The sequence below is a fragment of the Collinsella sp. i06-0019-1H4 genome, from assembly GCF_042849575.1.
In the GTDB taxonomy this organism is placed as follows: domain Bacteria; phylum Actinomycetota; class Coriobacteriia; order Coriobacteriales; family Coriobacteriaceae; genus Collinsella.
The window spans coordinates 1,519,095-1,544,724 of record NZ_BAABYB010000001.1 but is presented as its reverse complement, the minus strand read 5'-3'; the positions used below and the strand labels follow the sequence as shown (position 1 = coordinate 1,544,724).

The 25,630-nt window shown below is 55.6% G+C and carries 21 protein-coding genes; 17 read left to right on the top strand and 4 right to left on the bottom strand.

The window, feature by feature from the left end:
* Position 1: 1 nt before the first annotated feature.
* Positions 2 to 802: a Fe-S cluster assembly ATPase SufC gene (gene sufC, locus ACGHEN_RS06775; RefSeq protein ID WP_117735618.1), complete on the bottom strand. Its 801-nt coding sequence runs from the start codon at positions 800 to 802 to the stop codon at positions 2 to 4.
* Positions 803 to 1,025: 223 nt separating this feature from the next.
* On the opposite strand from sufC, the gene ACGHEN_RS06770 reads away from it, so the two are divergent.
* From ACGHEN_RS06770 to ACGHEN_RS06755, 4 genes are all read left to right on the top strand, one after another.
* Complete coding sequence (locus ACGHEN_RS06770; protein ID WP_055310594.1) at positions 1,026 to 1,457, top strand: Rrf2 family transcriptional regulator; 432 nt, start codon at positions 1,026 to 1,028, stop codon at positions 1,455 to 1,457.
* A 137-nt stretch (positions 1,458 to 1,594) separates the two neighbouring features.
* The gene (locus tag ACGHEN_RS06765; RefSeq protein ID WP_390398311.1) at positions 1,595 to 2,299 is read left to right on the top strand and encodes a hypothetical protein; all 705 of its coding nucleotides are present in this window, start codon (positions 1,595 to 1,597) and stop codon (positions 2,297 to 2,299) included.
* Positions 2,224 to 3,231 (top strand): hypothetical protein, encoded by a 1,008-nt coding sequence (locus tag ACGHEN_RS06760; RefSeq protein ID WP_390398308.1) that lies wholly within the window; start codon positions 2,224 to 2,226, stop codon positions 3,229 to 3,231. Before ACGHEN_RS06765 ends, ACGHEN_RS06760 begins: the two co-directional genes overlap by 76 nt.
* A 201-nt stretch (positions 3,232 to 3,432) precedes the next feature.
* Positions 3,433 to 5,229: an AAA family ATPase gene (locus tag ACGHEN_RS06755; RefSeq protein WP_390398305.1), complete on the top strand. Its 1,797-nt coding sequence runs from the start codon at positions 3,433 to 3,435 to the stop codon at positions 5,227 to 5,229.
* 27 nt (positions 5,230 to 5,256) lie between these two features.
* On the opposite strand, the gene ACGHEN_RS06750 is transcribed toward ACGHEN_RS06755, so the two are convergent.
* Positions 5,257 to 6,276, bottom strand: a complete 1,020-nt coding sequence (locus tag ACGHEN_RS06750) for a glycosyltransferase (RefSeq protein ID WP_390398302.1) — start codon at positions 6,274 to 6,276, stop codon at positions 5,257 to 5,259.
* A gap of 312 nt (positions 6,277 to 6,588) precedes the next feature.
* On the opposite strand from ACGHEN_RS06750, the gene ACGHEN_RS06745 reads away from it, so the two are divergent.
* The 5 genes from ACGHEN_RS06745 to ACGHEN_RS06725 all read left to right on the top strand — a co-directional run bounded on the left by ACGHEN_RS06745 (position 6,589) and on the right by ACGHEN_RS06725 (position 13,499).
* Positions 6,589 to 7,692 (top strand): glycosyltransferase, encoded by a 1,104-nt coding sequence (locus ACGHEN_RS06745; protein ID WP_390398300.1) that lies wholly within the window; start codon positions 6,589 to 6,591, stop codon positions 7,690 to 7,692.
* Positions 7,693 to 7,698: 6 nt separating this feature from the next.
* The gene (locus tag ACGHEN_RS06740; RefSeq protein ID WP_390398298.1) at positions 7,699 to 8,739 is read left to right on the top strand and encodes a glycosyltransferase family 2 protein; all 1,041 of its coding nucleotides are present in this window, start codon (positions 7,699 to 7,701) and stop codon (positions 8,737 to 8,739) included.
* Positions 8,740 to 8,813: 74 nt separating this feature from the next.
* Positions 8,814 to 9,932 carry a glycosyltransferase family 2 protein gene (locus ACGHEN_RS06735; protein WP_390398295.1) on the top strand — a complete coding sequence of 373 codons (1,119 nt, stop codon included), beginning with the start codon at positions 8,814 to 8,816 and terminating at the stop codon, positions 9,930 to 9,932.
* Between the two features lie 12 nt (positions 9,933 to 9,944).
* Complete coding sequence (locus ACGHEN_RS06730; protein WP_390398294.1) at positions 9,945 to 11,012, top strand: glycosyltransferase family 2 protein; 1,068 nt, start codon at positions 9,945 to 9,947, stop codon at positions 11,010 to 11,012.
* Positions 11,013 to 13,499: a glycosyltransferase gene (locus ACGHEN_RS06725; protein WP_390398293.1), complete on the top strand. Its 2,487-nt coding sequence runs from the start codon at positions 11,013 to 11,015 to the stop codon at positions 13,497 to 13,499.
* Positions 13,500 to 13,761: 262 nt separating this feature from the next.
* Here ACGHEN_RS06725 and ACGHEN_RS06720 read toward each other — a convergent pair whose 3' ends face one another.
* Positions 13,762 to 13,977 (bottom strand): type II toxin-antitoxin system RelB/DinJ family antitoxin, encoded by a 216-nt coding sequence (locus ACGHEN_RS06720; RefSeq protein WP_390397797.1) that lies wholly within the window; start codon positions 13,975 to 13,977, stop codon positions 13,762 to 13,764.
* A 47-nt stretch (positions 13,978 to 14,024) separates the two neighbouring features.
* Positions 14,025 to 15,080, bottom strand: coding sequence for an IS1595 family transposase (locus ACGHEN_RS06715; RefSeq protein WP_390397795.1), 1,056 nt, complete (start codon positions 15,078 to 15,080; stop codon positions 14,025 to 14,027).
* Positions 15,081 to 15,744: 664 nt separating this feature from the next.
* Here ACGHEN_RS06715 and ACGHEN_RS06710 point away from each other — a divergent pair.
* From ACGHEN_RS06710 to ACGHEN_RS06675, 8 genes are all read left to right on the top strand, one after another.
* Entirely contained in the window at positions 15,745 to 16,275 is a 531-nt protein-coding gene (locus tag ACGHEN_RS06710; RefSeq protein ID WP_390398290.1) for a hypothetical protein, read from the top strand.
* A 164-nt stretch (positions 16,276 to 16,439) separates the two neighbouring features.
* A complete protein-coding gene (locus ACGHEN_RS06705) occupies positions 16,440 to 16,631 on the top strand; it encodes a hypothetical protein (protein WP_343000576.1) in 192 nt (63 codons plus the stop codon).
* A 183-nt stretch (positions 16,632 to 16,814) separates the two neighbouring features.
* Positions 16,815 to 17,060: a glycosyltransferase family 2 protein gene (locus ACGHEN_RS06700; protein WP_271738045.1), complete on the top strand. Its 246-nt coding sequence runs from the start codon at positions 16,815 to 16,817 to the stop codon at positions 17,058 to 17,060.
* Positions 17,061 to 17,622: 562 nt separating this feature from the next.
* Complete coding sequence (locus tag ACGHEN_RS06695; protein WP_390398288.1) at positions 17,623 to 20,733, top strand: N-acetylmuramoyl-L-alanine amidase; 3,111 nt, start codon at positions 17,623 to 17,625, stop codon at positions 20,731 to 20,733.
* A 35-nt stretch (positions 20,734 to 20,768) separates the two neighbouring features.
* Positions 20,769 to 21,971, top strand: coding sequence for a lipopolysaccharide biosynthesis protein (locus tag ACGHEN_RS06690; RefSeq protein ID WP_390398286.1), 1,203 nt, complete (start codon positions 20,769 to 20,771; stop codon positions 21,969 to 21,971).
* A gap of 251 nt (positions 21,972 to 22,222) precedes the next feature.
* Positions 22,223 to 23,278, top strand: coding sequence for a polysaccharide biosynthesis protein (locus ACGHEN_RS06685; protein ID WP_390398284.1), 1,056 nt, complete (start codon positions 22,223 to 22,225; stop codon positions 23,276 to 23,278).
* Position 23,279: 1 nt separating this feature from the next.
* Positions 23,280 to 24,497: an NAD-dependent epimerase/dehydratase family protein gene (locus tag ACGHEN_RS06680; protein WP_390398281.1), complete on the top strand. Its 1,218-nt coding sequence runs from the start codon at positions 23,280 to 23,282 to the stop codon at positions 24,495 to 24,497.
* Between the two features lie 59 nt (positions 24,498 to 24,556).
* Positions 24,557 to 25,621, top strand: coding sequence for a glycosyltransferase (locus ACGHEN_RS06675; RefSeq protein ID WP_390398279.1), 1,065 nt, complete (start codon positions 24,557 to 24,559; stop codon positions 25,619 to 25,621).
* Positions 25,622 to 25,630 lie beyond the last annotated feature (9 nt).

Sequence of the window (25,630 nt, the reverse complement as noted above, 5' to 3'; positions counted from 1 at the left end):
TTTACGCCTGCTGCTCGGCAGCGGCGGCCTCGGCCTGGGCGCGCTGCTCGGCGGCCTCGCGCTCGAAGGTCTCAAAGCCGTTCTTGTCGATCCAGGGGATGAGCGAGGCGTCGTCCTCGCGCACGATGTGGCCCTTGACCATAACGTGGACGCGGTCGACATCCAGGTGTTCCAGGATGCGCGTGTTGTGCGTGATGATGAGCATGGAGCCGTCGCAGCTCTTGCGGTAGGCGTCCATGCCGTGGCTGACGGTGGACAGGGCATCGACGTCCAGGCCGGAGTCAGTCTCGTCCAGGATGGCGAGCTTGGGCTGCAGCAGCAGAAGCTGGAGCATCTCGACCTTCTTTTTCTCGCCGCCCGAGAAGCCCACGCCCAGCTCACGGTTGAGATAGGCGGTGTCCATGTTGAGCTCGGCCGCGAGCTCCTTGACGCGACGGCGGAACTCCTTGCCCTTCATCTCCAGGCCGGGGCGGCCGGCGATGCTGGCGCGCAAAAAGCTCGACAGCGGCACGCCGGGGATCTCGACCGGGGCCTGGAAGCTCAGGAACAGGCCGGCGCGGGAACGCTTGTCGGTGGTGAGATCGGTGATGTCCTGGCCGTCAAAGACGATGCGGCCGTCGTTGACGGTATAGACGGGGTCGCCCATGACCAGGTGGCCGAGGGTGGACTTGCCGGCGCCGTTGGGTCCCATCAGCACGTGGGTCTCGCCGGCGGCGACGTTGAGGTTGACGTTGTGGAGGATGGTCTTCTCGTCCACGGAGGCGGTGAGACCTTCGATGGAAAGCAGCGGATTTGCGCTCATGCTGTCCCTCTCTGTATATGGTGTACTCATAGGTGTACTAAACCCTAGGAATCTTCTCGGAATAAAGTTACTATGGGTTCGGCGTTAGTCAAGGGAAAACCCGACTAATCCACTCGACTTTTTAGATGTGGGACATAATAATCAGGTTTGTTTGCCCCGCGTGCATAAGATTTGGGACAAATGCCCTTGGTGGTTTTGTTCCAGGAACAACGGGAGGGTAGGTATGCTCATTTCTTCTAAGGGCCGCTATGCCCTCCGACTGATGATCTATATCGCAGCGCTTGGTGACGCCGAGGGCAAGATTGCTCTGCGCGAGGTCGCCGACCGCGAGCATATCTCACAAAAGTATTTGGAGCAGCTGGTTCGTCCGCTTATGAAGGCGGGCCTGCTTAAGAGCGTACGCGGTAAGGGCGGCGGCTACATGATGGCTAAGGACCCGGCCGAGGTGCGCGCCGGCGACATCCTGCGTGCCGTCGAGGGCAGCACGGCTCCGGTGGCGTGCGACGGCATCGACAACAGCTGTACTCGCAGCGACCTTTGCTCGACCGTTAAGTTCTGGCGCGGGCTGGACGACGTGATCGAAAAGTACGTCGACGGCGTGACGTTGGCCGACCTAGCTGCTGTCCCCGAGATCAACTTCGACATTAAGCTGTAGTTTGAGAGCATTTCCTTAAGATTCCGCGGAGGGTTGTTGCCGTTTACCGATGGGTTGTTGTGCAACAAACGGCGAGCTGTAATACTGAATTCATCTTTGCAAACTGCACTTTAACTACACCAATGCAGGGAGGATCTATGCAGCCCAAGCATTCCGCAATTGTCGCAGGTCTTACGTTGGCGCTTTCGTTTGGCGCCCTTGCCGCGCCTGTGACTGCTGTTGCCGAGGAGCCCACGCCGGGTGTTGCCTCGGATGCCACCGATATCGATAAGGGCCTTTACACCCAGCAGTCCTTCTCGGGCGTGCTGAGGTCGGTTCAGGGTGTTTCGTTTGTCAACGTGACCGCCGAGATGAAGTACTTCACCAAATATGAGAGCCACGGCAACTATAACCAGGGCTTTTCGTATGGCGACGGCTATAACGCGTTGGGCTATTACCAGTTCGACCGGCGTTGGTCGCTCATTCCGTTTATGAAGCAGGTCTACAACTACGATTCTGCTAAGTACGGCATGCTTAAGGCTGCGATCGATCGCGGCGGTGAGATTTCCAACGCGAACAACCCTATGTATGCGAACGGCCAGCTCACCGAGCTGGGCCGTATTGCGCAGGAGGCCTTCCAGGGTGCTTATAACACCGACCCTGCTGAGTTTTCGGCTCTACAGGATGCGTATGCGTACAACTCGTACTATGCGGTGACCGAGGCGTGGCTCAAGAGCGCCCTTGGTATTGACATTTCCGGCCGTGCCGACTGCGTCAAGGGTATGGTGTGGAGTATCACCAATATGTGCGGCACCGGTGGCTGCCAGGACTTTTCCGCTGGGCAAAACTTTCCAACAACATGACCGACCGCGAGTTTGTGACGGCGCTTTCCAGCAGCGTGGTCAATAATGTGGCGACCAAGTATGCAAGCCAGCCCCAGTACCACGAGGGCTGGAAGAACCGCTACCGCAATGAGCTCAAGGACTGCCTGGTCTTTATTACCGAGGACGAGGCTGCCGCGGCAACGCCCGTGGAGCCTGAGCCCGAGCCCGCGCCGGCGCCCGGTCCGAGCATGGCGCCCGCTGCTCCCGCCGCACCGACACCTGGTACCGATGACGATGCGGGCGACGATAACGATACGGATGCGCCCTCGACTGATGCGGGCAGCGATGATGCTGGTAACGGCGGGGCTGCGTCTGGTGGCACCGCGGCCGGTGGCGCTTCTGGCGATTCGTCGACTTCTGGCCCCGACGGCGCTACGGATGGTGCGACATCTGGCTCTACCGATGCGGGCGCTTCCAACGGCGCTGGCGATTCCGCTGCCGATGCTGGCTCCTCTAACGGTTCTGGCTCCGATGCTTCCGAGGGCGGTTCGAGTGAGGTATCCAATGCCGGCGATTCCTCGACGGAAAATAAGCCTTCTACCAGCGAGCAGCTTGGCTCCATGCTTGGATCTTCTTTGACGGCTGGCATTAACGGTGGCTCTTCTTCTGATGAGGGGGCGTCTGACCAGGGTTCCGGTTCCGATGCCGCCGATGAGGGCGCGAGACAGTCCGACGCCGATGCTCAGAAGGCTGGGGATAAGGGTGGTGCTACTACCACCACCACGACGACTACGACCACCACGACGACCAAGGCCTCGGGTGGCAATATGCCCAAGACGGGTGACCTCATCGTGATGGCGAGCCTTGCCAGCGCAAGCCTGGCCACGCTGGGCGCCACGTCTATTGTGAGCGGTAAGCATAAACTCGATCAGCAGAATAAGGCTGCTGGTGAGGACGGTTCCGAGGAGTAAGTTCCTGGTCGCCTGATAATCTAAGAACTAGGACGGGGTCCGGTGCAACTGCATCGGGCCCTGTTTTGTTGTGCATCGATTAGTTATGCCCCCTCACACTTCATGTTGCTACCGTTGCCCGAAACGTCTGTATGACGGCATAATTGCGGTTGAGTTGCTCGATACAATGGGCATCGTGCTGCGTTTTAGGGAGAAGTTACGGTGTCTGAACAGGCGATTTATGGTGATACTGCCTACTATGGCGTAGAGTTGATCGATCGCTCGGGTAACGGGGCGCTACCGGTCGGCGAACATGACTTTGCCGAGGCCATGGATCGATGCGTGCTAGTCGACAAGACGATGTTTATTGCCGATGTCTTGGATGCTGATGCCTCTGTTGTGGTGTGCTGTCGACCCGAAGGCTTTGGCAAGAGCATGAACCTGTCGATGCTTAAGGCTTTTCTGGAGCGACCCGCGGTCGGGCAGGTCGATCGGGGCCTGTTTGCTGGTTCCCAGATTTGGGATGCGGCCAGCGGACGCTATCGGGACGAGTACGCTTGCTATCCGGTGATATCGCTGGACTTTTCTGGCGCTACGAGGCGTGACGCCGCTGTTGCCGACGTCGTGCGTGATGCTCTTTCGGGCGAGTGCGCTCGGCTGTTGGCGCTCTTGGAGGCTCCGGATTTAGCGCGAGATAAGGTGCGTCACATCGAACGCGTTGCGCGTGGCGTAGCGAGCGCGGACGAGGTTGACTCGGTGCTTGGCGTGCTCATTGAGCTGCTGGTGATGGCCTGTGATGAGCAGGTTGTATTGCTCGTTGATGGGTACGACGCGGTGTGGTTGGGCCGTGCGAGTGCGAGGGGCGCTTCCGGCGCCGATCCGGCAAAGCTATTCGATTGCGTGCTGTTTGACGTCATTGCCGCTGCGGGCGATTCGTTGCGGCTGGCGTGTCTGATGGGGGAGCGTCCCGGCCCTGCCGAAGCGGCACTTTCTTCGCGAAACTGCTCGTATTGTCTGACGACGCCGCTGTCGACGTGGTGTGACCGTTGGTTCGGCTTTTCGGATGCCGAGGTCGAGGCTCTGTTGAATCATGCTGGACGCGAAGAATACCTGGATGATGCGCGTGAGTGGCTCGAGGGATATCGGTTTGGCAGGGCCTATTGCTCGAGTCCGGCGCGTGTGATCGGCTTTCTGGACCGAGGCTGCACGGCGCCTGTGCGTGCCGATCTGTATGGATATGCCGATTGCCTGAGTAGGGTAGTTGCCGGGTGGAATCTCGACCGCCTTTCGGTCCTGTTCGATTTGCTCGAGGCCCATGGGTGCGTTGAGGTCCCGCTTTGTTTGGGCGCTGCGGGTCCAGAGGCCCCGTCTGATGATGGCCTGTGGACGGCGCTGTATCTGTCCGGTTTTCTCACGACGGATATGACAGAGGAGCCGGAGCATGGCAGTCGTCTCCGTGCTCTGCGGCTGCCCAATAACGAGCTTCGCCAGGCATTGCGTCTGGTGATTATTGAGTGGTTTGAGTGCGCTGCCGAAGACATTCAAGACGTCGATGCGTTTCGCGACGGGTTGTGCTGTGGGGACGAGGATACGGTGAGGCAGGCGCTAGACCGCATCTTGGGAGATGCGGGAATCGGTGCGACCGACCCAGATGCGCCGTTGCCATATCATCTGCTTTTACAGGGGCTCTGCTTTGGATTGCCGGGCTATGCCAATCCTGCTTCGAGGCGAAAGTGTGGCGCGGATCGCTGGGACATCCAGGTTATCCCTACGGGCGCCGTGCTCGACGTGGCAGACACGATCGGCATGCTCGACGAGCGCCCGCTGATTTCTATCAACATGATGTATGACCCCGGTGTGGACGCGCTCGGCCTGGAATTGCTGGCCGTTCAGGCGCTACTCGACATAGAGCGCGACGGTATCGACAAGATTCGCGTACCGCGACCCGGCGTGGGCCGTTTGCGCTGGGGATTTGGGTTTGATGGGCGGCACGTGGCTGCGGTGTGCCAGCGGTTGTAGGGGCAGGCGATGCTGCGGGGGTGCCCGCTATTCCGCGTCCTTCATGGGCGGCATGGGCTTCCAGTTGGGATCCTTGATGATCTTGCGGGCGTCTTTCATGCCGCGGCGCAGCGCCGGAATGCCGGTCTTAAAGCATTTGTCGACCGCTGCCAGACGAATGAACTCCTTGCAGAAGGTCGCGGCGTTGCCCAAGCGGAACAAGATGGGGTGGTAATCGCCGTAAATCTGCATGTAGCGGGCCAAAAAGCCACGATTGCGCATGATGTAGTAGCGGTTGGTGTCGCTCGTGGAGTTGAGCTGGCGTTTGCCGGCGATGTCCCAGTTAGAGACGGCGCGGGCGCGCTTGAGCACCACGTCTGCAACCACGGCGGCGGGGAAATGCTGGCTGGCAACATAGCCGTAGCAGGCGTCGTCGCCGTAGATGAAAAAGCGCGCATCGGGCAGGCCGATCTTGTCGACTACGCGACGGGAGAACAGGCCGCCTTCAAAGCACAGCTGGTTCATGGCGCGGTGGCCCTCGGGTCCTAGGTCCCACTTAGCGATGGGGTTGGGGATACCGAGCGAAAGGATGAGCTGGTACTGCCAAAAGAAGGCACCGCCGTCGAAGTCCAGGCGCGAACCCTGGATGACGTCGTAGCGGTCCGTCCACTTGGCCAGGCGCTCGATGCCCTCCGGGATTACGAGCACGTCGTCGTCCATCACCCAGAACCATTGGGCGCCCAGGTCGTAGGCGCATTTGGTGCCGGCGGAGAAACCACCCGCGCCGCCGCCGTTTTCGAGCTGTGGCGCGTAGATAACGCGGTCGGTACCACCCTGTGAATCGGGCTGGCCAGTGTCGATACCCCACAGGTTGGCGAGGCGCTCGTTGAATGCGGCGCACATGGCTTCGGTCTCGCGCGAATTCTCGTTGTCGACGATCACGATGCGCCAAGGCGTTGCCGTGAGTTCGGTCATGGAGTCGAACAGGTTGGCCAGAAGCTCCTGGCGTTTATAGGTGACGACAACGATGGCGAGCTTGTCGATGGGAGCGGGGAGGGTGGAAGTCATGGGGAATATATCCTTTCACGCGTGGCGGGCGAGCGCCGCACGGAAGCTATCGAATGCGTCGTTTGGACGGCACCTATTGTAAAGGGTCGCTGCGCCATGTTGGCAAGGTTTGAATAAAACGCAGGAACCTGCCATGGGCGTGGCGACCGCGATTAAGCGCAGCGCTTCGATGACTATGTTGCGTGCGGCTTTGTGCTGCATGACGTCCTTTCGTATCGGTTTGCCTCTGCGGGCTCCATAGATTATATAAACGCCCGCGGGCGGGACGACCCTTTGATACCATTAACGGCAGGTATTTCCTAAGGAGCGCATTTGTCTACTAATTCCCCTGGCGACCCTGTCCTGTCGCTGCTTGTTCCCATCTACAACGTTGAGCGCTATCTGCGCGAGTGCCTCGATTCCGCCGTGGCGCAGACGCTCGAGGACATCGAAATCATCTGCATCAACGACGGCTCTACCGACAACTCGCCGGCAATTATCCGCGAGTACATGGAGCGCGACGCGCGCGTGAAGATGATCGACAAGGCCAATAGCGGTTACGGCGACTCCATGAACCGCGGGCTTGAGATGGCGCGCGGCAAGTACGTGGGCATTCTGGAGTCCGATGACTTTATGGCGCCCGATGCGCTGGAGAAGCTCGTGGCAGCTGCCGAGCGCTTCAATACCGACTTTGCGAAGGCAAATTTTGACTTCTACTGGTCTAAGCCCGAGGAGCGCCGCTCGCTGCACGAGATGTTTAAGGCAAGGGACTGTGACAAGCCGGTGCATCCGAGCGACACGACGCAGTTCTTTAAGCAAAAGCCGTCGATTTGGTCGGCTGTGTACCGCCGTGATTTTCTTGAGCGCAACGGCATCAAGTTCCTGCCGACTCCGGGAGCATCCTTTCAGGACACGTCGTTTGCCTTTAAGGCGATCGCATGCGCCGACAAGGCTGTTTACCTGCACGATGCCGTGCTTTCGTATCGTCAGGACAACGAGAACTCCTCGGTCAATTCTTCGGCTAAGGTCTTTTGCGTCAATACCGAGTATGCCGAAATCGAGCGCTGGATCCGAGAAGATTATGCTCGCGATCACGCAAGCGATGACGTCGCCCGCATGCTCAAGTTCAATCAGCTCATTAAATACGATTCGTATATGTGGAACTATGTGCGCTTGGCACCCAAGTTCTATAAGGAGTTCCTGGTGCAGATGGCCAAGGAATTCCAAGCGGCCTTGGACGCCGGGGAGTTTTCGCTGGACGATCTTAAGCCGTGGAAGCGCGCGAATCTCGCTGCCATCCTCAAAGATCCAGAGGGCTGGGTTGACGAGCATCCGCACTTTGCAACGGATGGTGCCTTGGGGCGCGCTAAGTATTACGCCTCGGTTGGAGGCCCTGGTGTGGTCGCCGCCTTCCTCATCGAATCGCTGAGGGGGTAGGTCGGTATGGGAGAGGCCTCGATTCCCAAAGCGACTATTGTCGTTCCCGTATACAACTCCGCGCGCTCCATTCAGAGATGCCTCGACTCGCTGCTGGCACAGTCTGAGCGCTCGATTCAGGTTGTCTGTGTCAACGACGGTTCGGTTGACGATTCGCTGGGCGTCTTGCGTCAAATTGCGCAGGCCGATGACCGTGTGCTGGTGATTGACCAGGAAAACGCTGGTGTCTCGTGCGCTCGAAATGCCGGTATCGATGCCGCCGAGGGCGAGACCGTCTTTTTTGTGGACGCCGACGATTACATCGACGCCCAGACGGTCGAGTGCGTGCTGCATGCCATGGAGTCTGCAGATGCCGAGGTCGCCGTTTTTGGCGGCGTTTGCGAGCCGTCCGACGCCGCGCCCAAGCGGGTCCAGCAACTCATGAGCCCCAAGGCGGGCACTTTTGGCGCCCGTGATCCCCAGTTGCTGTTCCACGCAAACGCACAGCCCTATGCGTGCCGCGCGGCTTTTTCGCGCGAGCTGCTCAATCGCGAGGGCATACGTTTTGCCCCCGGCTTGGCCTTGGGCGAGGACGTTGTGTTCCAGTTTGCAGCTTACGCGCTGGCCTCAAAGACCGTCGTCATGCCGGTCAGGTTCTACCACTACGTGATGGAGAGCGAATCGGCGACGCACGAGTTCAACAGTGCCGAGGCACGCGCCAAAAAGCTCGACGCACACATGAGGATGCTCGAGGAAGTTATGGAAGACTGGGCGGCCTACGGCCTTTTGGATCTTTGCCCCGGCGAGCTGATTACCTGGTTCTTGGACCTTATCGTGTTTGATTTGGCGCGCTTGGATGCCGATGGTTTCCGTCGCGTGGCCGGTCGCGTCAATATGGATTTCACGACGTTTTTGGGAACGGAGTGGGCGGATATGCCTGCTAAGGGCGCCGTTTGCCGTGTTGCCCATAAGCTCGTTGCGGCGACCTCGGGCGTTTCGATGGCAGACGCCACGCTGTTCTATCTTTCGACTCGCGGTCTCAAGGCCTGCCTGGAGCGCTTTATCTAATTCTGGGCGCTGCCGCGCGCCGTTACTTCGCTGCTAAAATAACCCTGTTACACGCTATTCAACAGGAGGTTCTCTTGCAGAACTCTGATACCCCTAAAGTTTCGCTGCTTGTTCCCATCTGCAATGTTGAGCGCTACCTGCGCGAGTGTCTCGATTCCGCTGTGACACAGTCGCTCAAGGACATCGAAATCATCTGCATCAACGATGGCTCCACCGATAGCTCACCGGATATCATTCGCGAGTACATGGCACGTGATGAGCGCGTCAAGATGATTGACAAGGCCAATAGCGGCTACGGCGACTCGATGAACCGCGGCCTGGAGATGGCGCGTGGCGAGTACGTGGGCATTTTGGAGTCTGATGACTTTATGTTCGAGGATTCGCTCCAAAAGCTGGTTGCCAAGGCTGACGCCGAGCACGCCGATGTTGTTAAGGGCGACTTCTACCTGTACTGGTCCACGCCCAGCGAGCGCCGTGATCTGTTTGGGATCATCGACGAGCATATGACGGGCGCCGCGTATCGCCCCGTCGATCGCCCGGGCATTTTCTACCGCAAGCCTTCCATTTGGTCGGCCATCTATCGGCGCGAGTTCCTCAACGACAATCAGATTCGGTTTCTTCCCACGCCGGGTGCCTCGTATCAGGACGCAGGCTTTAACTTTAAGGTTTGGGCTTGCGCCGAGCGTGCCGCGTTTATTACGGACCCCATTTTGTGCTATCGCCAAGATAACGAGAAGAGCTCCGTTAATTCGCCCAACAAGGTGTTTTGCGTGTGCGACGAATATGCCGAGATGCAGCGCTTTTTGGATCAACGCCCCGAGCTTAAGACTCGGCTCCAGGGCATTTTAATGCGCATGAAGGTCGATACGTACCGCTGGAATGACGAGCGTCTGGTCGATGAGTTGCGTGAGCGGTTTTGGGAGAAGGCGTCTCCCGAGCTTAAGGCTGATTGGGATGCCGATCGCTTTGACCTGTCGCTCTTCGACCCGCGCGGCGAGACCGACCTGCGTTTGATGGTCAAATCGCCCCGTGCCTATATCGATTCGCGCTTTGGCTTTAAAAAGCCGGGCAAGCTCAATACGTTTAAGCACTACTTTAAGATAGGCGGGCTGCCGCTGGTCTGGCGCGTGCTGACGTATCAGCATACCTACGGCGATAACCCGCATCCCGACGACGTGCCGGCGGCACAGTAGGAGCGCGTGACCATGGCTACCCCTAGGATTTCCGTCGTCGTTCCCATCTATAAGGTGGAGGAGTGCCTGGCATGGTGCCTGGACTCCCTACTCGCGCAGGATATGCCCGATTGGGAGGGCGTGCTGGTTAACGATGGTTCGCCGGATGGTTCGCGCGACATCGCCGCTGCCTATTGCGAAAAGGATACACGCTTTAAGCTTGTCGATAAGCCCAACGGTGGTCTATCGAGCGCGCGCAATGCGGGCATCGCTGCGTCCACGGCGTCTGTCGTTGCGTTTTTGGATTCCGACGACCGGTTTACGCCTGATGCGTGCCGCGTAATCGTTGATGCCTTTGAGCGTGAGGATTGCGACGTTTTGACCTTTGGCGCAAACCCGTATCCGCTGGAGGCGGGGTATCCGTGGCTTAACTGCGTTTTGAGCCCGCGCGATGCGTCGTTTGAGGGCTATAGCTCCGACCTGCTGTTTAAGGAAGCGTCTCGCCCCTTTGCATGGCGCACCGCTTGCAAGCGCGCTTTTTTGCTGGGCAACGGGATCGTGTTCGATGAAACCGTTAAGTATGGCGAGGACCAGGTCTTCGATTTTGCCGTCTATGGTCGCTCGCGTAAGACCGCGCTTATCTCGAACAAGCTGTACGACTATCGCGTGGCACGCAAGGGCTCGCTCATGGACACCATGCGCTATGACGATGAGACGCGTTTGCTGGAGCACGTGAAGATATACTCCGCGGTGCTGGCCGATTGGCGCCATGATGGGCTCGATGCCCAGCATGCCGATGACCTGGCGTACTTCCTGTGTGATCTGGTACTGTACGATGCACTCAGGCTGCTGAGCTCGGGCTGCGGCAAGGTTTTTGCTGCCGTTGCCGCGGCGCTTGATGGTTCTGCCGTGGGCAGTGATGCTGCGCTCGCACAATGCGCTCCTTCTGTTGCCGCTATGGTGCGTGCGGCACTTATCGGTAAGGCTCCTGCTGCTCGTTCGTGCAAAAAGCTCATGTTCGCTTACGACGTCTTGAGGTTTGGGCGCCTGGGCGCGTGCAAGCGCATGGCTGCGAATGCTCTGGGAAAGCGAGAGGTGTAGATGAGTATCAAGCGTTTGGCGCTTTGCCGCAGTCAGGGTCGTCTGTTTGTTCTGCTTCGTTTTGTCGGTCAGGATATCGCGAGGCTTATTGAGCAGGAGGGCTCCCAGGTTTTTGCTCACGCGACGACCAATGGGGCATGCGTGCCGTCCTTGGCACTGCCGGTCGATCACGGCCGCGTGCTTGCGCTTTGTCCCTCCGTTGCCGATTATGAGCGCGAGCTTGTCGTCTTGGTGCTTCCGTTTATGGACGGCTCTACAATTGACGTTTCATTTGCGTCCGGCGGTAAAAGGCTGGGCTCTATTCGCTTTGACAGTCGTATTGCCAAGCTGGAATCTAAGGTTAACTACAAAGCAAAGCCTGCGATGTGCGCGCTTATCCGCGATGCCCAGCGTGGCGAATGCTGTGGTCGCTACGAGATCGATGCCGTTCGTTATTTACCGGCAGATGAGGGCGCCGTCTGGCGCTATGAGGTCAAGTGGGCGGGAGACCCCCAGTGCGCCCCTGAGCTACAGGTCTTCGATACGCACATGAATGCGATCGATGCCACCGTGCATGTTTTTGAGTCGCAGGTCGATGTTCTCCAGCAAAACGGATGTCGCGTCAATAAAACGTATCTGAGCGTTGAGATGCCTCAGGATATACGCGATTTTGTCGCGATTGCGGCTGATCCTACGGGTCAATTCCAGAGCGGATTTTGCGCCATGGATGGTCGTTTGTACAACGGCATGGTCGACGACAGTTGGAACCGCATGAAGGATGCGCGCGCGGATGATGCGGCCTATCGACGTTGGTTTGAGCAACATCGCGCAAAGCCGGGTGATTTGACGTGCCAGCGTGTCGCTTCAGCGGCATTTGCCTATAGGCCGCTCGTGAGCATTGTGGTGCCATGCTACAAGACCGATCAGGTCTACCTGCGTGAGCTGCTGGACTCGGTGCTATCCCAGAGCTATGACAACTGGGAATTGCTGCTTATGGACGCCTCGCCCGAATGGGATGTGGTGGCCAATCTTGCGGCCGCCGCCAATGACGAGCGGGTTTATTGGATTGAGCTGCCTGGTAACGGCGGCATTGTACTCAACACCAATGCTGGCATTCAGCAAGCGACGGGCGACTACATCGCATTTTTGGACCACGATGACATTCTGGAGCCGGATGCGTTGTTCCACTATGTCACCGCGTTGAACAAAGCGGCAGAGGGGGAGCGTCCGCAGGTCCTGTTCTGTGACGAGGACGTGTTCCAGAAAACGGGGGAGTGGGGTCAGCCGGTCTTTAAGACGCAACTCAACGTCGACCTGCTCTATAGCCATAACTGCGTGACGCATTTTCTGATGGTGGAGAAGGCGCTTATCGATCGCATTGGCATGTCGCCGGAAGATGTCGCGGGCGCCCAGGATTATGATCTGACTCTTCGCTGCCTTGCATCGGGCGCACGGTTTGAGCATATTGCGCACGTGTTGTATCACTGGCGCGTGCATCCCGGTTTCACCGCCGATGACTTTGCAGATAGCAAACCTTACGCCATTGAAGCTGGTCGTTTGGCGCTGCAGCGTCACTTTGACTCGCTGGGCATTTGCGGAACGGTCGAGGAGACCGAGACGTCGTTTGTCTACCGCGTGCATTATGCGCTGCCGGAGCCTGCGCCGCTGGTGAGCATTGTAATTCCCACCAAGGACCACGTTGAGACGCTCGATGCCTGTGTGATGTCGATCGCCCAGAAGGCCACGTATACCAATTACGAGATCGTCTTGGTGGAGAATAACAGCGAAGCCCCGGAGACGTTTGCGTATTACGAAACCCTGCCGGAACGCGTGACCGCTACGTCTGGCGGTAAGGGCACTGCGCACGTTGTGTACTGGCCGGGTGAGTTCAATTACTCCCAAATCATCAACTTTGGCGTTGAGCATGCCAGGGGCGACTACCTGCTGCTGCTGAACAACGATACCGAGGTCATAAGCCCGGACTTTATTGAAGAGATGATGGGCTATCTGCAGCGTCCCGATGTGGGTGTGGTGGGCGCTAAGCTCTATTTTGCCGACCATCTGGTGCAGCACGCTGGCATTTTGGTTGGCGTGCGTGGCGCACTTGCCCATGCCAACCAAGACTTCTCTGCAAAGCGCGAGGGCTATCTTGTCCGCGCGGTGCGGCCGGGCAACTATAGCGCCGTAACGGGCGCCTGTCAGATGGTCCGACGCGACGTATTTGAACAGGTTGGCGGCTACAACGAAGAATTCGCCGTCGGCTTTAACGACGCGGACTTTTGTCTGCGTGTGTGGGAGGCGGGCTACCGCACCATCTTTACGCCCTATGCCGAACTGTACCACTACGAGTTCACCTCGCGCGGCAGGGAAGAAGCCAACGAGAAAAAGCTGCGCCGCTGGAAACGCGAACAGGCTTTGTTCATGCAGCGCTGGCCGGAGTTCTTCTTGACGGGCGATCCGTGGCTTGGACCAAACCTATCCTCCGAGAGCGAGTACTTCTCGCGTTAAGGCAATAGTTTTAGGAAGTCCTAACCTTTCTTTTGGTATGCGCTTGGAAGAAAGAAACGTGTGGACTACTTAGTAAGACGAATTGCGAAAACTCGATACTTCCGCGATAAGTTTATACAGGCTTATGCAGCTCGATATTATCCGATATCGTCTGCAAGTAGATTTAAAGCGATGATTGACCGTGCGAGGCATAGATTTTATTTGGCTCTGTTAGACCAAATTTGACACGATCGGCTGTTCGCCGAACCGGAAAATAATCGGGCTATCCCCGCCCATCGCGGTCCGCGCCCTCCCCGTCAGCCTTCCCCGAAGATCCCAGCCTGACGTCGAAGGGCAGGCCGCCCTCGCGGACCACCGCCCTGAGGAATATGTTCATGGCGCCCGACATGGAGAGCCCGAGCTCGTCGAGCACGGCCACGGCCTCCCTTTTGACCTCGGGATCGATTCTTATCGTGGTGGCCGGGACGTTCGATGTCATTGCCGCTCCTTCCGCGGTCGCTGCTCCGTGGCCACCATTTTAATTCGCTAGGCCGCCCGCCCGTCCCAGTAGTCCATGAGGGGAGGCTCGAGGCCGAACATGCCGCGGACGCGGGTCGAGCAGGAGCCGTTGGCGAGCTGGCGGGCGACCGTGGACTCCGCCGCGCGCGAGCCCGCCGCCATGAAGGTGCGGCACCAGCGGAACCAGTCGAGGTAGGCCCCCAGGTGCTTGGTGGACACTCCCCTGAAGCGGGCCATGAACGAGCCGAGGAGCGAATGGACGGCGTTGATGCGGTTGATGGTGCCCTCCGAACGGTCCTTGGAATCATAGGATTCATGCGAGGCGACCTTCAGGTCGCGCAGCACGTCGATGTATGCGGCCGCCTTGTCCGTGGCGACGACCGCGCCCGCGCCGATGCGGTCGCGAAGGGCCTCCGCCGCACGCCTGCGCGAGACAACGCCGCGGCCCGAGACCTCGAAGAAGGTGGCGTCCGTGTCGCTGACGCCCGTCATGACGCAGATCTGCTCGCGGGAGAGGCCGCGCCTATGGACCTGCTTGCCGCGGTGGCGAGCCTTCCTCGGCAGGGTGAAGGAGCCCTTTGAATGGTTGCCCTTGAAGGACTCGGGGAAGTACGTCTCGTCGAGCTCGCAAGCCTGCCCCTGCCCCACATGGAACGTGGGCGAGTATTCCCTCAGGCACTCGATGAGCCTGTGGCGCATGGTCCAGGCGGTCTTGAGGCAGACACCGCAGCGGCCGGCGCACTCGCGGAGAGGGAGCATGAGGGCGAAGCACTCGGCGTAGGCCATCCAGGTCTCGCGGGGCAACTTGCTCGCGCCGAGGATCCGGTCGGTGGAGCCGGAGAACGTCCTGCCGCAGTCGCGGCAGAGGTAGCGCTGCTCGCCGTTCCTGGACTTGCCCTTCTTGACGATAGCGACCGAGCCGCAACGGGGGCAGCGCTCTACCTCATGGCCATCTCCCGCCGCATCGTCGAACATGGCGGCGCGGACGACGTCCCCGACCAACTCGACGGCTTTACGGCGCTCGGTCCTGCTGAGCTTCGCCAGGCTCTTCTTGAGGGTGATGACCAGGTCGTCTGCATCCATGGGCGCTCCTTCGACGTTAATTGAAGGGTACCGCCTCGCGGTGACATCGTTTTTATGTCAACCTTGGTCTAACAGAGCCTTTTATTTTTGGAGGGGGCTTAATGGCAAAGACAATACGAGATTCCCGTATCGAATTACTTCGCATTGTCCTTATGTGGACGGTAATGGCTCATCATTTCGTTGTCCACAACGCTGATTCTGTTTCCGCATTTCCTGGTTCGTTTACTAGGTTTTTCTAGAATATCTTTTTCTATCCAAATGGAAGAACTGCGGTCGGCTGCTTTGTTGCCATAACAATCTGGTTTGTTGCGGGGAAAGTCGAATACTCCATAAATAAGGCTGTTAAACGGATAGCTTCAACCGAAGGCACGGTTCTCTTTTATAGTATTGCGCTGGGTTTTTTCTTCATACTTCGCGGCGATATTCAAGTAAGTCCAACCAATTTGATAGGTATTTTTGCACCAACTCTTACTGGTTCTAGTTGGTGGTTTGTAACCGTCTATGCTTGGCTTGTATTTTTGCTGCCCTTTATAATTCCAGCTTTGCATGCGTTGGGCCAGAAACTACATCTATACTACATCTATATCTAATAGTCTTTCTGGTCTCTGTCTTTGGATTCCTGCGTTATGTGCCGCTCTTTTGGATTCCCATCGACGGGCTACTAGTGGATTTTATTATAATTTGCGTTTTTGTTTCCTATATTCGCTGGTATGTAGATTTGTCAACAGTGGATATACGGTGCCTGGTTGCCTGCTGCATTGCTGCCTTTGTGGGAGTTGCAATCTCGTTTTATGGTCAATTCCATTTTGATGGTTTGCTGGGTTCGACATTTGCGAATTTGTATAACGGCTTTTTCGGTTCGCCGGCGTCTATTTTTTCGTTAGCTATAGCCATCTCGGTCTTGTTGATTGATTTAAAAATGCCGCATTTTTCCTCCCGTTTCGTTAACGCTATCGCAAAACTTTGTTTTGCTACTTACCTTATTTCTGACTATGGGCCCATTCAAAGTTGGCTTTGGAGCTCGCTGTTTCCCTTTACGCGTGTCGGCGTTGGGCTGGGAATATTGCAGGTACTTTTTGTTCCAACGGTTGTGTTCGCGATCTGCTTAATGCTGGAAGGTCTCAGGAAGCTCTTGGGTGGTTTCATCATACGTTTTATCGGTCCTTGCGATTTGTTAAATAAAGCTTTGTCGTAGAACCAAGACTTTTGACATTTTCTTCCGCATACGTGAGTTGACACGATCCCTCTACACAGGTGATGGAACGATTGGGATTCTGTACCAGCGTTCTCTGGTTGTAGCGGATTGGTCGATAACCATCTAGGAAAGTGCGTCGTGGGCACGCAAGGCCAGTTATAGGCATGGTAACGCCCACGGTTGTTGCAACTAAGACGACTATCACCGAGGCTGCTGTTAAGAAGCCGATCGAGCCGAAGGCTGACGTGGTAACCGTTGCGAAGTTATCTGAGACCGTCGATGATGACTCGGTTGACATGCCTCTGGTGCTTGTGTTGTTGGAGGCGCTATTAATTGCTGTAGAGGCTTCGGTTTAAATCAAGGAATCGTACCGGTTTCCACACCAATAGAATGCGCTGGCCGCATATTACGTATCGATACGGGCATGGTATTGCGTTTTTTAATTTGCGGCCACAAAGATGCCTTTTGCAAAGCGTGAGGGCCATCTTGCCCGTGCCGTGCGCCCGGGCAACTTCAGTGCCGTAACGGGCGCCTGTTAGATGGTCCGGCGCGACGTATTTGAGCAGGTTGGCGGCTACAACGAGGAATTCGCCGTCGGCTTTAACGACGCGGACTTTTGTCTGCGCGTGTGGGAGGCGGGCTACCGCACCATCTTTACGCCCTATGCCGAGCTGTACCACTACGAGTTCACCTCGCGCGGCAGGGAAGAGGCCGACGAGGAAAAGCTGCGCCGCTGGAAGTGCGAGCAAGCACTGTTCATGCAGCGTTGGCCAGAGTTCTTTTAGTACGGTGATCCCTGGCTCGGGCCGAACCTATCTCCCGACAGTGAGTACTTCTCGCTTTAGGAGCGAAGTAATTCCAAGATCCGGCAAAGTGTCCTCAAGAGCTGCAAGAGCGGTGGGGGCAATTGTTTGCCAGTGTTTGATTCAGGAAGACCATGTCTAACTTTTCTACAATTAATGGCTCGATCATTCTGTCAATGAAGCCTCAGACGCCTCTGATGCAAGCGAAACACTGAGGCATTTTGCTGTATTTCACGGCTATGTAAACGCTTTCGCCGCCTGCCGCGTCTTTAAACGAATTATGTCGAATTGCTTGCTTCAGTGGATTTTCGTGTCACTGGTGCTTGCGCTGTTTAGGTGCGGCTAATTGCTTCAAAAATCAGTGCTTTACGCTGTATCTTTGGAAGGGCGAAAAACCCGCTGAGTACGCTTGTTGTCTTTTGTAGGGGCAGGTTCCATCTGCCTTTATGACAATTCCCGTGCTTTGGACAACTGGACTTCCGATGCGGAGGATATTGTAAGATAATTTATCCTTAGTATCATTATTTGTGATGGGGGATACAATATGAAAAAGGCATTGCGTGCCTCAACAGCGTTTTCTTTAGCTGCACTCTTGACGATTTCATCCTTGATGAGCCCTGTAGCCGCTGCTTATGCTGCGAATAGCGTGCAATCTGTGGATATTACATCAGATGCTGCGTCCGCAGACGATCCTGCAGCTTCACATGACGAGGGCGCTGCCGACGGAGACATAGCTGTTGAGCAATCGTCGCCGGCGGGCGTCGACGAATCGGCTGATGAGGATTTCGGTGTAGATGCTTCTTTGGCTGAGCCGCAAACTGAATCGACTGATTCTTCTTTTCAATATATATACCTTGCCTATCCGAACCTTATTAGCGGGACTGACCAAGTCGTCGCGTTTGCAACTCCTAATGACAGCGATACCATCGCCTCCGCAACACTAAACTATGTTAGCGCCAACGGAGTTCATGGAGCGGTTGACGCTTCCGCGCAGGCTGTAAATTCTGCTGCATTTACATTTGGCTCGAAGCTAGATCTCAATACATATTTTCTTACTTCAATAACCTATGTTCTGCAGGGCGATGATGCTGAACATGAGATTGATCTCTCTGACAGGGATTATTCTTTTGCGGTTGTTGAGAGCTCTGCTAATTCCGAGGGCACTTCCGTTTACTATGCGGACGGCGAAGGCAATGCTGTTGAGGCCCAATCCATCAAACAGGCGTTGGAGTGTGCTGATTCACCGGACGGCATTTCTACTTATGCCACACGCTCGGCTCGAAAAAACGTTCGGGTAATTGCCCTTGATGCTGGCCATGGCGGCACTGATCCCGGCGCACAGGGAAATGAAAAGAGTGAGGCGGATCTAACTTGGAAGATTGTTGCTGCTTGCAAGAATAAGCTTGAGGCGTATGGTTTTAAAGTCGTTCTTGCGCGCGAGCAAAGCGGCGGCTACTCCGGAAATGATTTCCTTTATCGTGTCCAGCGATGTGTGAGTCAAGGCGCGCAGGCCTTTGTTAGCTTCCATATTAATTCCGGTTCTCCTGTTGCCCATGGCGCTGAGGTATATGCCCCCACTGCCAATGAATATGATTACACGCAAGTTTCAGTCGAGCTCGCGAATAAAGTTATGAACAACCTCGCTTCTATGGGGCTCAGCTATCGCGGTGTATTCCAGATGGAAGTTGGAGATGAGTTTGCGGTCATCCGTTGTGCCCGCGAGCAAGGTATTCCCGGCATCTTAATCGAGCATGGCTTTATTTCTAATGCGGGGGACGTGTTGAATTATTTTAGCGATGCTGGTTGCAAACGCCTTGGCGAAGCTGATGCCGATGCGATTATTGCGCAATTTCCTAAGTCAACTTGGCTCGATTATTCTTCCGTATTCGATGCTAATTACTATTTGTCGCTTTATCCCGACGTAGCCAAAGCTACTTCTGGAAATAGTGATTTAGCTCTAGACCATTTTATTAACTATGGCATGAGCGAAGGCAGGCGCGGCTCTGCTAACTTTGACGTACAGAGTTATTTTAATGAGTATCCAGATTTAAGAGCTGCTTTTGGCTTTGATTTAGTTAAGTACTATGAGCATTACGTTACAGCTGGAAAAGCGGAAGGAAGGCATGGGACCGGATGCTCAAAGATTGAAGGATATGCTACGGCTATCAATGGCGTTGATTATTCATCCGTTTATGACCCCTCATTTTATCTATCGAATAACGAAGACATTCGTAACGCTTTTTCTAAACGAAGCCCCGCTGGCGTTGTAATGATTAACGATGCTGCCGTGCTGCGCCATTTCATCAACTGCGGCATGGCGGAGGGACGGCGCGGGAACGAGTCCTTCGACGTGCTGAGCTATTACAATAGATACCCCGACCTCCGTCGCGCATTCGGTGCCAACCTCACAGCTTTATATGGCCATTACCTCAGCAGCGGTCGCGCTGAGGGGAGGATCACGACCGGATGCGATTCCCTCACGGGTGCTGTTGTTTCGCAAGGCGGTACCGATTATTCCCCCGTTTACGATTTCTACTTCTATACCTCTAACAACGGAGACGTCCTGAGTGCCTTTACAACCGTCAGGGGCGGTCTGAGGTTCGTTGACGATGCTGCCGTGCTGCGCCATTTCATCAACTGCGGCATGGCGGAGGGACGGCGCGGGAGCGAGTCCTTCGACGTGCTGAGCTATTACAATAGATACCCCGACCTCCGTCGCGCATTCGGTGCCAACCTCACAGCTTTATATGGCCATTACCTCAGCAGCGGTCGCGCTGAGGGGAGGATCACGACCGGATGCGATTCCCTCACGGGTGCTGTTGTTTCGCAAGGCGGTACCGATTATTCCCCCGTTTACGATTTCTACTTCTATACCTCTAACAACGGAGACGTCCTGAGTGCCTTTACAACCGTCAGGGGCGGTCTGAGGTTCGTTGACGATGCTGCCGTGCTGCGCCATTTCATCAACTGCGGCATGGCGGAGGGACGGCGCGGGAGCGAGTCCTTCGACGTTTACGGCTATCGAAATCGTTATATGGACCTGAGGAAGGCTTTCGGACTGAACCTGAAGAACTATTACATGCATTATTTGAATTGCGGCATTAAGGAGGGACGCAATGGCGCAAGTATGACTGGATATGAAGGTCTTATTATGTCGCCCGCTTATTCAACCTATCTAGATGCCGCTAATCATTTCACAAAGATAATGGGCTCTAAAGGATTCCCTTCAGCCGTTTACGCGGATAGGGGAGCGTCGAACATTAGAGATTTCTGCAAAATTCTATATGAAGAGGCTCAGTCGGAGGGTGTCTCGCCTGAGGTTTTATATGGACAGGTGGTGAAAGAAACGGGGTATTTAAAGTTTGGAAATTTGGTCCAGCCTAATCAGTGCAACTTTGGAGGCCTTGGCGCCACTGGGCCTGGCAACCCAGGCTATAGCTTCGGATCTGTTCGTGAAGGACTACGAGCTCAGGTTCAACATCTAAAGGCGTATGGTTCAACGGAACCCTTGGTCAATCCATGTATTGATGCTCGCTTTAAATATGTCAGTCGTGGTTGCGCTCCGAGAACCATTGATTTAAATGGTAAATGGGCTGTTCCTGGCGTTGGATATGGTGAAAGCATTGATGCAATCGCTAGAGAGGTTATTGGTTAGGCTATTTAATTAGATCTAAAATCGATTGGGTAAATTTGACTGATAGTTTAAAGAAAAACATTACATGGAATACTGTTGGCTCTATTGCATACCTTGCTTGCCAGTGGTTAACGACAGTTGCTGTAGTTCGACTATCGTCGGATTTTAACTATGCCGGAGATTTATCTTTGGCAATGACAATCAGCAATCTATTTGTTCCGATCGGTTTATATAAGATTCGATCCTTTCAAGTATCCGATCTTTCATGTGAGTATTCTTCAGGGGAGTATATTGGTTTTCGTTTAATCACAATAGCGCTGGGGTTTGTTTTCGTAGTGCCTTATGCATTCTTTACCTGTCAGCAGTCTTCTCTTCTTCCCGTGTACCTCTATTGCATATATAAGTCAATTGAAGTCATGGTTGATGTGTTTCATGGCATTGATCAAAAAGCTGGAAATATGATTTATTGCGGTATGTCGATGCTGCTGAGGGGTATTTTGTCTCTACTGGTGTTTTGTGCCGGAATGTATATTTCACATTCTCTTGTGTTGAGTATCGTTCTGATGATTGCGGTGTCTCTCCCCGTGGCGATTGTTGATGCACATTGGGCCTCTAATTTCGATTTGATTGTTCCTTCTTTTAGGTTCAAGGCGATGACTGAACTGTTTTATAAGTGTCTTCCCGCTACGGTTGGGGTTTTTTGTTGCGCTGCGGTTACATCCGTTTCGCGTCAGGAACTTGCTACCGTGCTGGGGGCCTCAATGTTGGGTGTTTATTCCTCGGTGTGTTCTCCCGCAGCAATCGTTCAGGCGGGTGCTGCTAATGCCTATGCCCCTTTGCTCGGCGCGTTTGCGAGCGCTAGTGAGTCGGGGGATAAAAAATCATTTAATACTATGTTGATGAAGGTCGTTCTTGGCGCCCTTGTTTTGTCCATTGTTATTTTGTTCGCTTGTTTTATCTGCGGCGACTACATGTTGGGGCTAATATTTGGTGACCAAATCCATCAGTACTCTTTTTTGCTGTACGGTGCGGTTATTAGCTCTCTGCTTACGGCGTTTATCGGTTTCTTTTCCGACCTGACGATTGTTAAGAGAAAGATGGCCGGTAATCTTGTCGGTAATTTAGTCGCCTTAATCGTTGCTGTCCCCCTTTCTGGCTTATTGATTCAGCTATTTGGACCTAACGGAACGAGTGCTGCAATTTCGCTTGCTTATTTTGTCGGATGTGTCGCGATGCTTCCATGCATTATTCGGAAATAATGCATCAGAGATTCGCTAAATACATAGATATAAAAGTGTTTGGCTGAAGCTATATAACCACTTGCAATGACTTCTTAAACGCTAATTGGTGGTGTTATCAGTTTTAACGTAGGTATAAACGCTTTTTAATTCTAATTTATGCGCAGTAGTCGTCTTTTCGTTTAGGATAAGAAGCGTATCAATAGGTTAAGCATTGACTTGCATTTTGTTTTAGTTTCATTCGCCTTTAGTTTATTTAATTGGAGCTTGAAATGTGCGATAGTGTATTCAAAGACAGGACCCTTATGATCACGGGCGGCACCGGCTCGTTCGGCAACACCGTGCTCAAGCACTTCATGAACACCGACCTGGCCGAGATCCGCATCTTCTCTCGCGACGAGAAGAAGCAGGACGACATGCGCCACCGCCTGCAGGAGAAGTCCCCTGAGCTCGCCTCCAAGGTGCGCTTCTTCATCGGAGACGTCCGCAACGCCCAGAGCGTGCGCGACGCCATGCACGGCGTGGACTACATCTTCCACGCCGCCGCCCTCAAGCAGGTGCCCTCCTGCGAGTTCTTCCCCATGGAGGCCGTGCGCACCAACGTCATCGGCACGGACAACGTGCTCCACGCCGCGATCGAGGAGGGCGTCGACCGCGTCGTGTGCCTGTCCACCGACAAGGCGGCCTACCCCATCAACGCCATGGGCAAGTCCAAGGCCATGATGGAGTCCATCATCTACGCCAACGCCCGCAACGGCGCCGGCCGCACCACCATCTGCTGCACCCGCTACGGCAACGTCATGTGCTCGCGCGGCTCGGTGATCCCCCTCTTCATCGACCGCATCCGCAAGGGCGAGCCGCTGACGGTCACCGACCCCAACATGACCCGCTTCCTCATGAACCTGGACGAGGCCGTGGACCTGGTGCAGTTCGCCTTCGAGCACGCCAACCCCGGCGACCTGTTCATCCAGAAGGCGCCGGCGTCGACCATCGGCGACCTCGCCGAGGCCGTGCAGGAGGTCTTCGGCCGCGTGGGCACCCAGGTCATCGGCACCCGCCACGGCGAGAAGCTCTTCGAGACCCTCATGACCCGCGAGGAGCGCCTGAGGTCCGAGGACATGGGCGGCTACTACCGCGTGGCCTGCGACTCGCGCGACCTCAACTACGACAAGTTCGTCGTCGACGGCGAGGTGGAGACCCAGGCCGACGAGTCCTACACCTCCCACAACACCGAGAGGCTCGACGTGGAGGGCACCATCGCCAAGATCAAGACCGCCGAGTACGTGCAGCTGGCCCTCGAGGCCCGCGAGCACGAGGCGGTGCAGTAGGGTGCGCGTACTCGTCACCGGCGCCAGGGGCTTCGTGGGGAGGAACCTCTGCTGCGCCCTCAAGAACATAAGGGACGGCAAGGACCGCCGAGCCAAATACCAGCAACTCCTTCCCCTCGAGGTCATGGAGTACGACATCGACTCGATGCCCGCCGAGCTCGATGACTACTGCTCCCGCGCCGACTTCGTGTTCAACCTGGCCGGCGTCAACCGCCCCGAGGACCAGTCCGAGTTCATGGAGGGCAACTTCGGGTTCGCCTCCACGCTGCTGGACACGCTCGAGCGCCACGGGAACAAATGCCCCGTCATGCTCTCCAGCTCCGCGCAGGCGAGCCTGTCCGGCCGCTTCGAGGGCTCCGTATACGGCGAGTCGAAGCTCGCGGGGGAGGGCCTGTTCCGGGAGTACTCGGAGCGCACCGGCGCCCCGGTGCTCATCTACCGCTTCCCGAACCTCTACGGCAAGTGGTGCCGCCCGCGCTACAACTCCGCCGTGGCCACCTTCTGCGACGCCATAGCCAACGGCCGCCCCTACGCTGTGAACGACCCCTCCGTGGAGCTGGAGCTCCTCTACATCGACGACCTGGTCGACGAGATGCTGGGCGCCCTGCTGGGCGAGGAGCACCGCTGCGGCTACGAGGGCCTCGATAGGGTAGAGGGAGACGGGTTCTGCTATGTCCCGGAAACCGACGTGAAGACCCTGGGCGAGATCGTCTGCCTGCTCGACAGCTTCCGCGACAGCCGCGAGACGCTCTCGGTGCCCGACCTGACCGAGGGCTCCTTCTCCAAGAAGCTCTGGAGCACGTTCCTGTCCTACTACGAGCCGGGGCACTTCGCCTACGGGCTCAGGCCCAACGTGGACGGCCGCGGCTCGTTCACGGAGTTCCTGCGAACGCCCGAGCGCGGCCAGGTCTCCATCAACGTCTCGAGGCCCGGCATCACCAAGGGCAACCACTGGCACATGAGCAAGTGGGAGAGGTTCCTGGTGGTCTCCGGCACCGCGTCGATCAAGCTCAGGAAGGTGGGGGAGGACTCCGATGGAAATCCGTTCCCCGTCGACGAGTACATCGTCTCGGGTTCCGACATGCGCGCCGTGGAGATGGTCCCCGGCTACACGCACTCCATCACCAACCTGTCCGACACCGAGGACCTCGTGACGGTCATGTGGGCCAACGAGCCCTTCGACCCCGAGAACCCCGACACCTACTACGAGGAAGTCTAGAGGTTTTGACCAGATACGCTCACATTAATAGCGTTCCAAATGGATCCACTGGGCGCATTATGATGAAGGAGCATTTTGCTCTTATTGATCAAGGGCACGAATCGCTTGCTTGCTGGGGAAGAAGAACGCCAGCAAACACTGCCAGTGAATACTGTTTTGGGTCATCTGCTAATTTTTTACTCGACGTTGGGCTTACTCTCCTTGACGGTAAGATAGGTTTTCATTCAGCGAGGCAAACCGACGCGTTGATTCATCGTCTTGATGAGTTCGGTCCTGATGTGGTTCACTTGCATAACCTTCATGGCTACTATTTGAATATTGATAAACTATTTAAATGGTTGATGAGGTCTGATTGTCGCGTTGTATGGACTTTGCACGACTGTTGGGCTTTTACCGGCCATTGCCCTTATTTCACCTATTCTTGCTGCAATCAATGGAAAAACGGCTGTGGTGCCAAGAGGTGCCCTCAACTCATGGGGTATCCTCCAACTATTAATTCTGCATCATGCAAATGGAGTTACGAGGCCAAACGTTCGATTTTCACTTCGTTGCCTTCTAATCGAATGACTATCATTACCCCTTCAAAATGGCTGGCTGGACTGGTTGCTTCTAGCTATTTATCAAAGTATCCGATTGAGGTTGTGCATAATACGATTGATCTCAACGTTTTCAAGCCACGATCAAATAGTGAAGTTTTTAGCGTTAAAGAGAAATACGGCCTCGATTCAAGAAAAATTATTTTAGGAGTTGCCTCTCCATGGTCCAAGCGTAAGGGTCTTTCTGACTTTTATGCCCTTGCGGACAAGCTTGACTGCTCCAAGTATTCCATTGTGTTGGTTGGATTGAGTGCCAAACAGATGAGAAAACTACCTCCAGGGGTAGTTGGTATTCCACGAACCGACTCTCAGATAGAGTTGGCCTCACTTTATAGTTCTGCCTCCGTTCTATTCAATCCAACATACGAGGATAACTACCCTACGGTCAATCTTGAAGCTGAGGCTTGTGGGCTGCCAGTCGTTTGTTACGATGTCGGCGGATGCTCTGAGACTTTGCATAGGAACGATTCGAAACTTGTTGAGTGTGGTGATGTGCAGGCCGCCTCACTACTGTTGGCAAAATATTAGTCTCTGTTT

Excerpts from the sequence above, each read along its gene's own strand:
- ACGHEN_RS06725 (WP_390398293.1), top strand. The coding sequence starts at position 11,013 with ATGAGTATCAAGCGTTTGGCGCTTTGCCGCAGTCAGGGTCGTCTGTTT.
- ACGHEN_RS06750 (WP_390398302.1), bottom strand. The coding sequence starts at position 6,276 with ATGACTTCCACCCTCCCCGCTCCCATCGACAAGCTCGCCATCGTTGTC.
- ACGHEN_RS06720 (WP_390397797.1), bottom strand. The coding sequence starts at position 13,977 with ATGACATCGAACGTCCCGGCCACCACGATAAGAATCGATCCCGAGGTC.
- ACGHEN_RS06730 (WP_390398294.1), top strand. The coding sequence starts at position 9,945 with ATGGCTACCCCTAGGATTTCCGTCGTCGTTCCCATCTATAAGGTGGAG.
- ACGHEN_RS06695 (WP_390398288.1), top strand. The coding sequence starts at position 17,623 with ATGAAAAAGGCATTGCGTGCCTCAACAGCGTTTTCTTTAGCTGCACTC.
- ACGHEN_RS06685 (WP_390398284.1), top strand. The coding sequence starts at position 22,223 with ATGTGCGATAGTGTATTCAAAGACAGGACCCTTATGATCACGGGCGGC.
- ACGHEN_RS06705 (WP_343000576.1), top strand. The coding sequence starts at position 16,440 with ATGGTAACGCCCACGGTTGTTGCAACTAAGACGACTATCACCGAGGCT.
- ACGHEN_RS06675 (WP_390398279.1), top strand. The coding sequence starts at position 24,557 with ATGATGAAGGAGCATTTTGCTCTTATTGATCAAGGGCACGAATCGCTT.
- ACGHEN_RS06740 (WP_390398298.1), top strand. The coding sequence starts at position 7,699 with ATGGGAGAGGCCTCGATTCCCAAAGCGACTATTGTCGTTCCCGTATAC.
- ACGHEN_RS06700 (WP_271738045.1), top strand. The coding sequence starts at position 16,815 with ATGGTCCGGCGCGACGTATTTGAGCAGGTTGGCGGCTACAACGAGGAA.
- ACGHEN_RS06770 (WP_055310594.1), top strand. The coding sequence starts at position 1,026 with ATGCTCATTTCTTCTAAGGGCCGCTATGCCCTCCGACTGATGATCTAT.
- sufC (WP_117735618.1), bottom strand. The coding sequence starts at position 802 with ATGAGCGCAAATCCGCTGCTTTCCATCGAAGGTCTCACCGCCTCCGTG.
- ACGHEN_RS06715 (WP_390397795.1), bottom strand. The coding sequence starts at position 15,080 with ATGGATGCAGACGACCTGGTCATCACCCTCAAGAAGAGCCTGGCGAAG.
- ACGHEN_RS06765 (WP_390398311.1), top strand. The coding sequence starts at position 1,595 with ATGCAGCCCAAGCATTCCGCAATTGTCGCAGGTCTTACGTTGGCGCTT.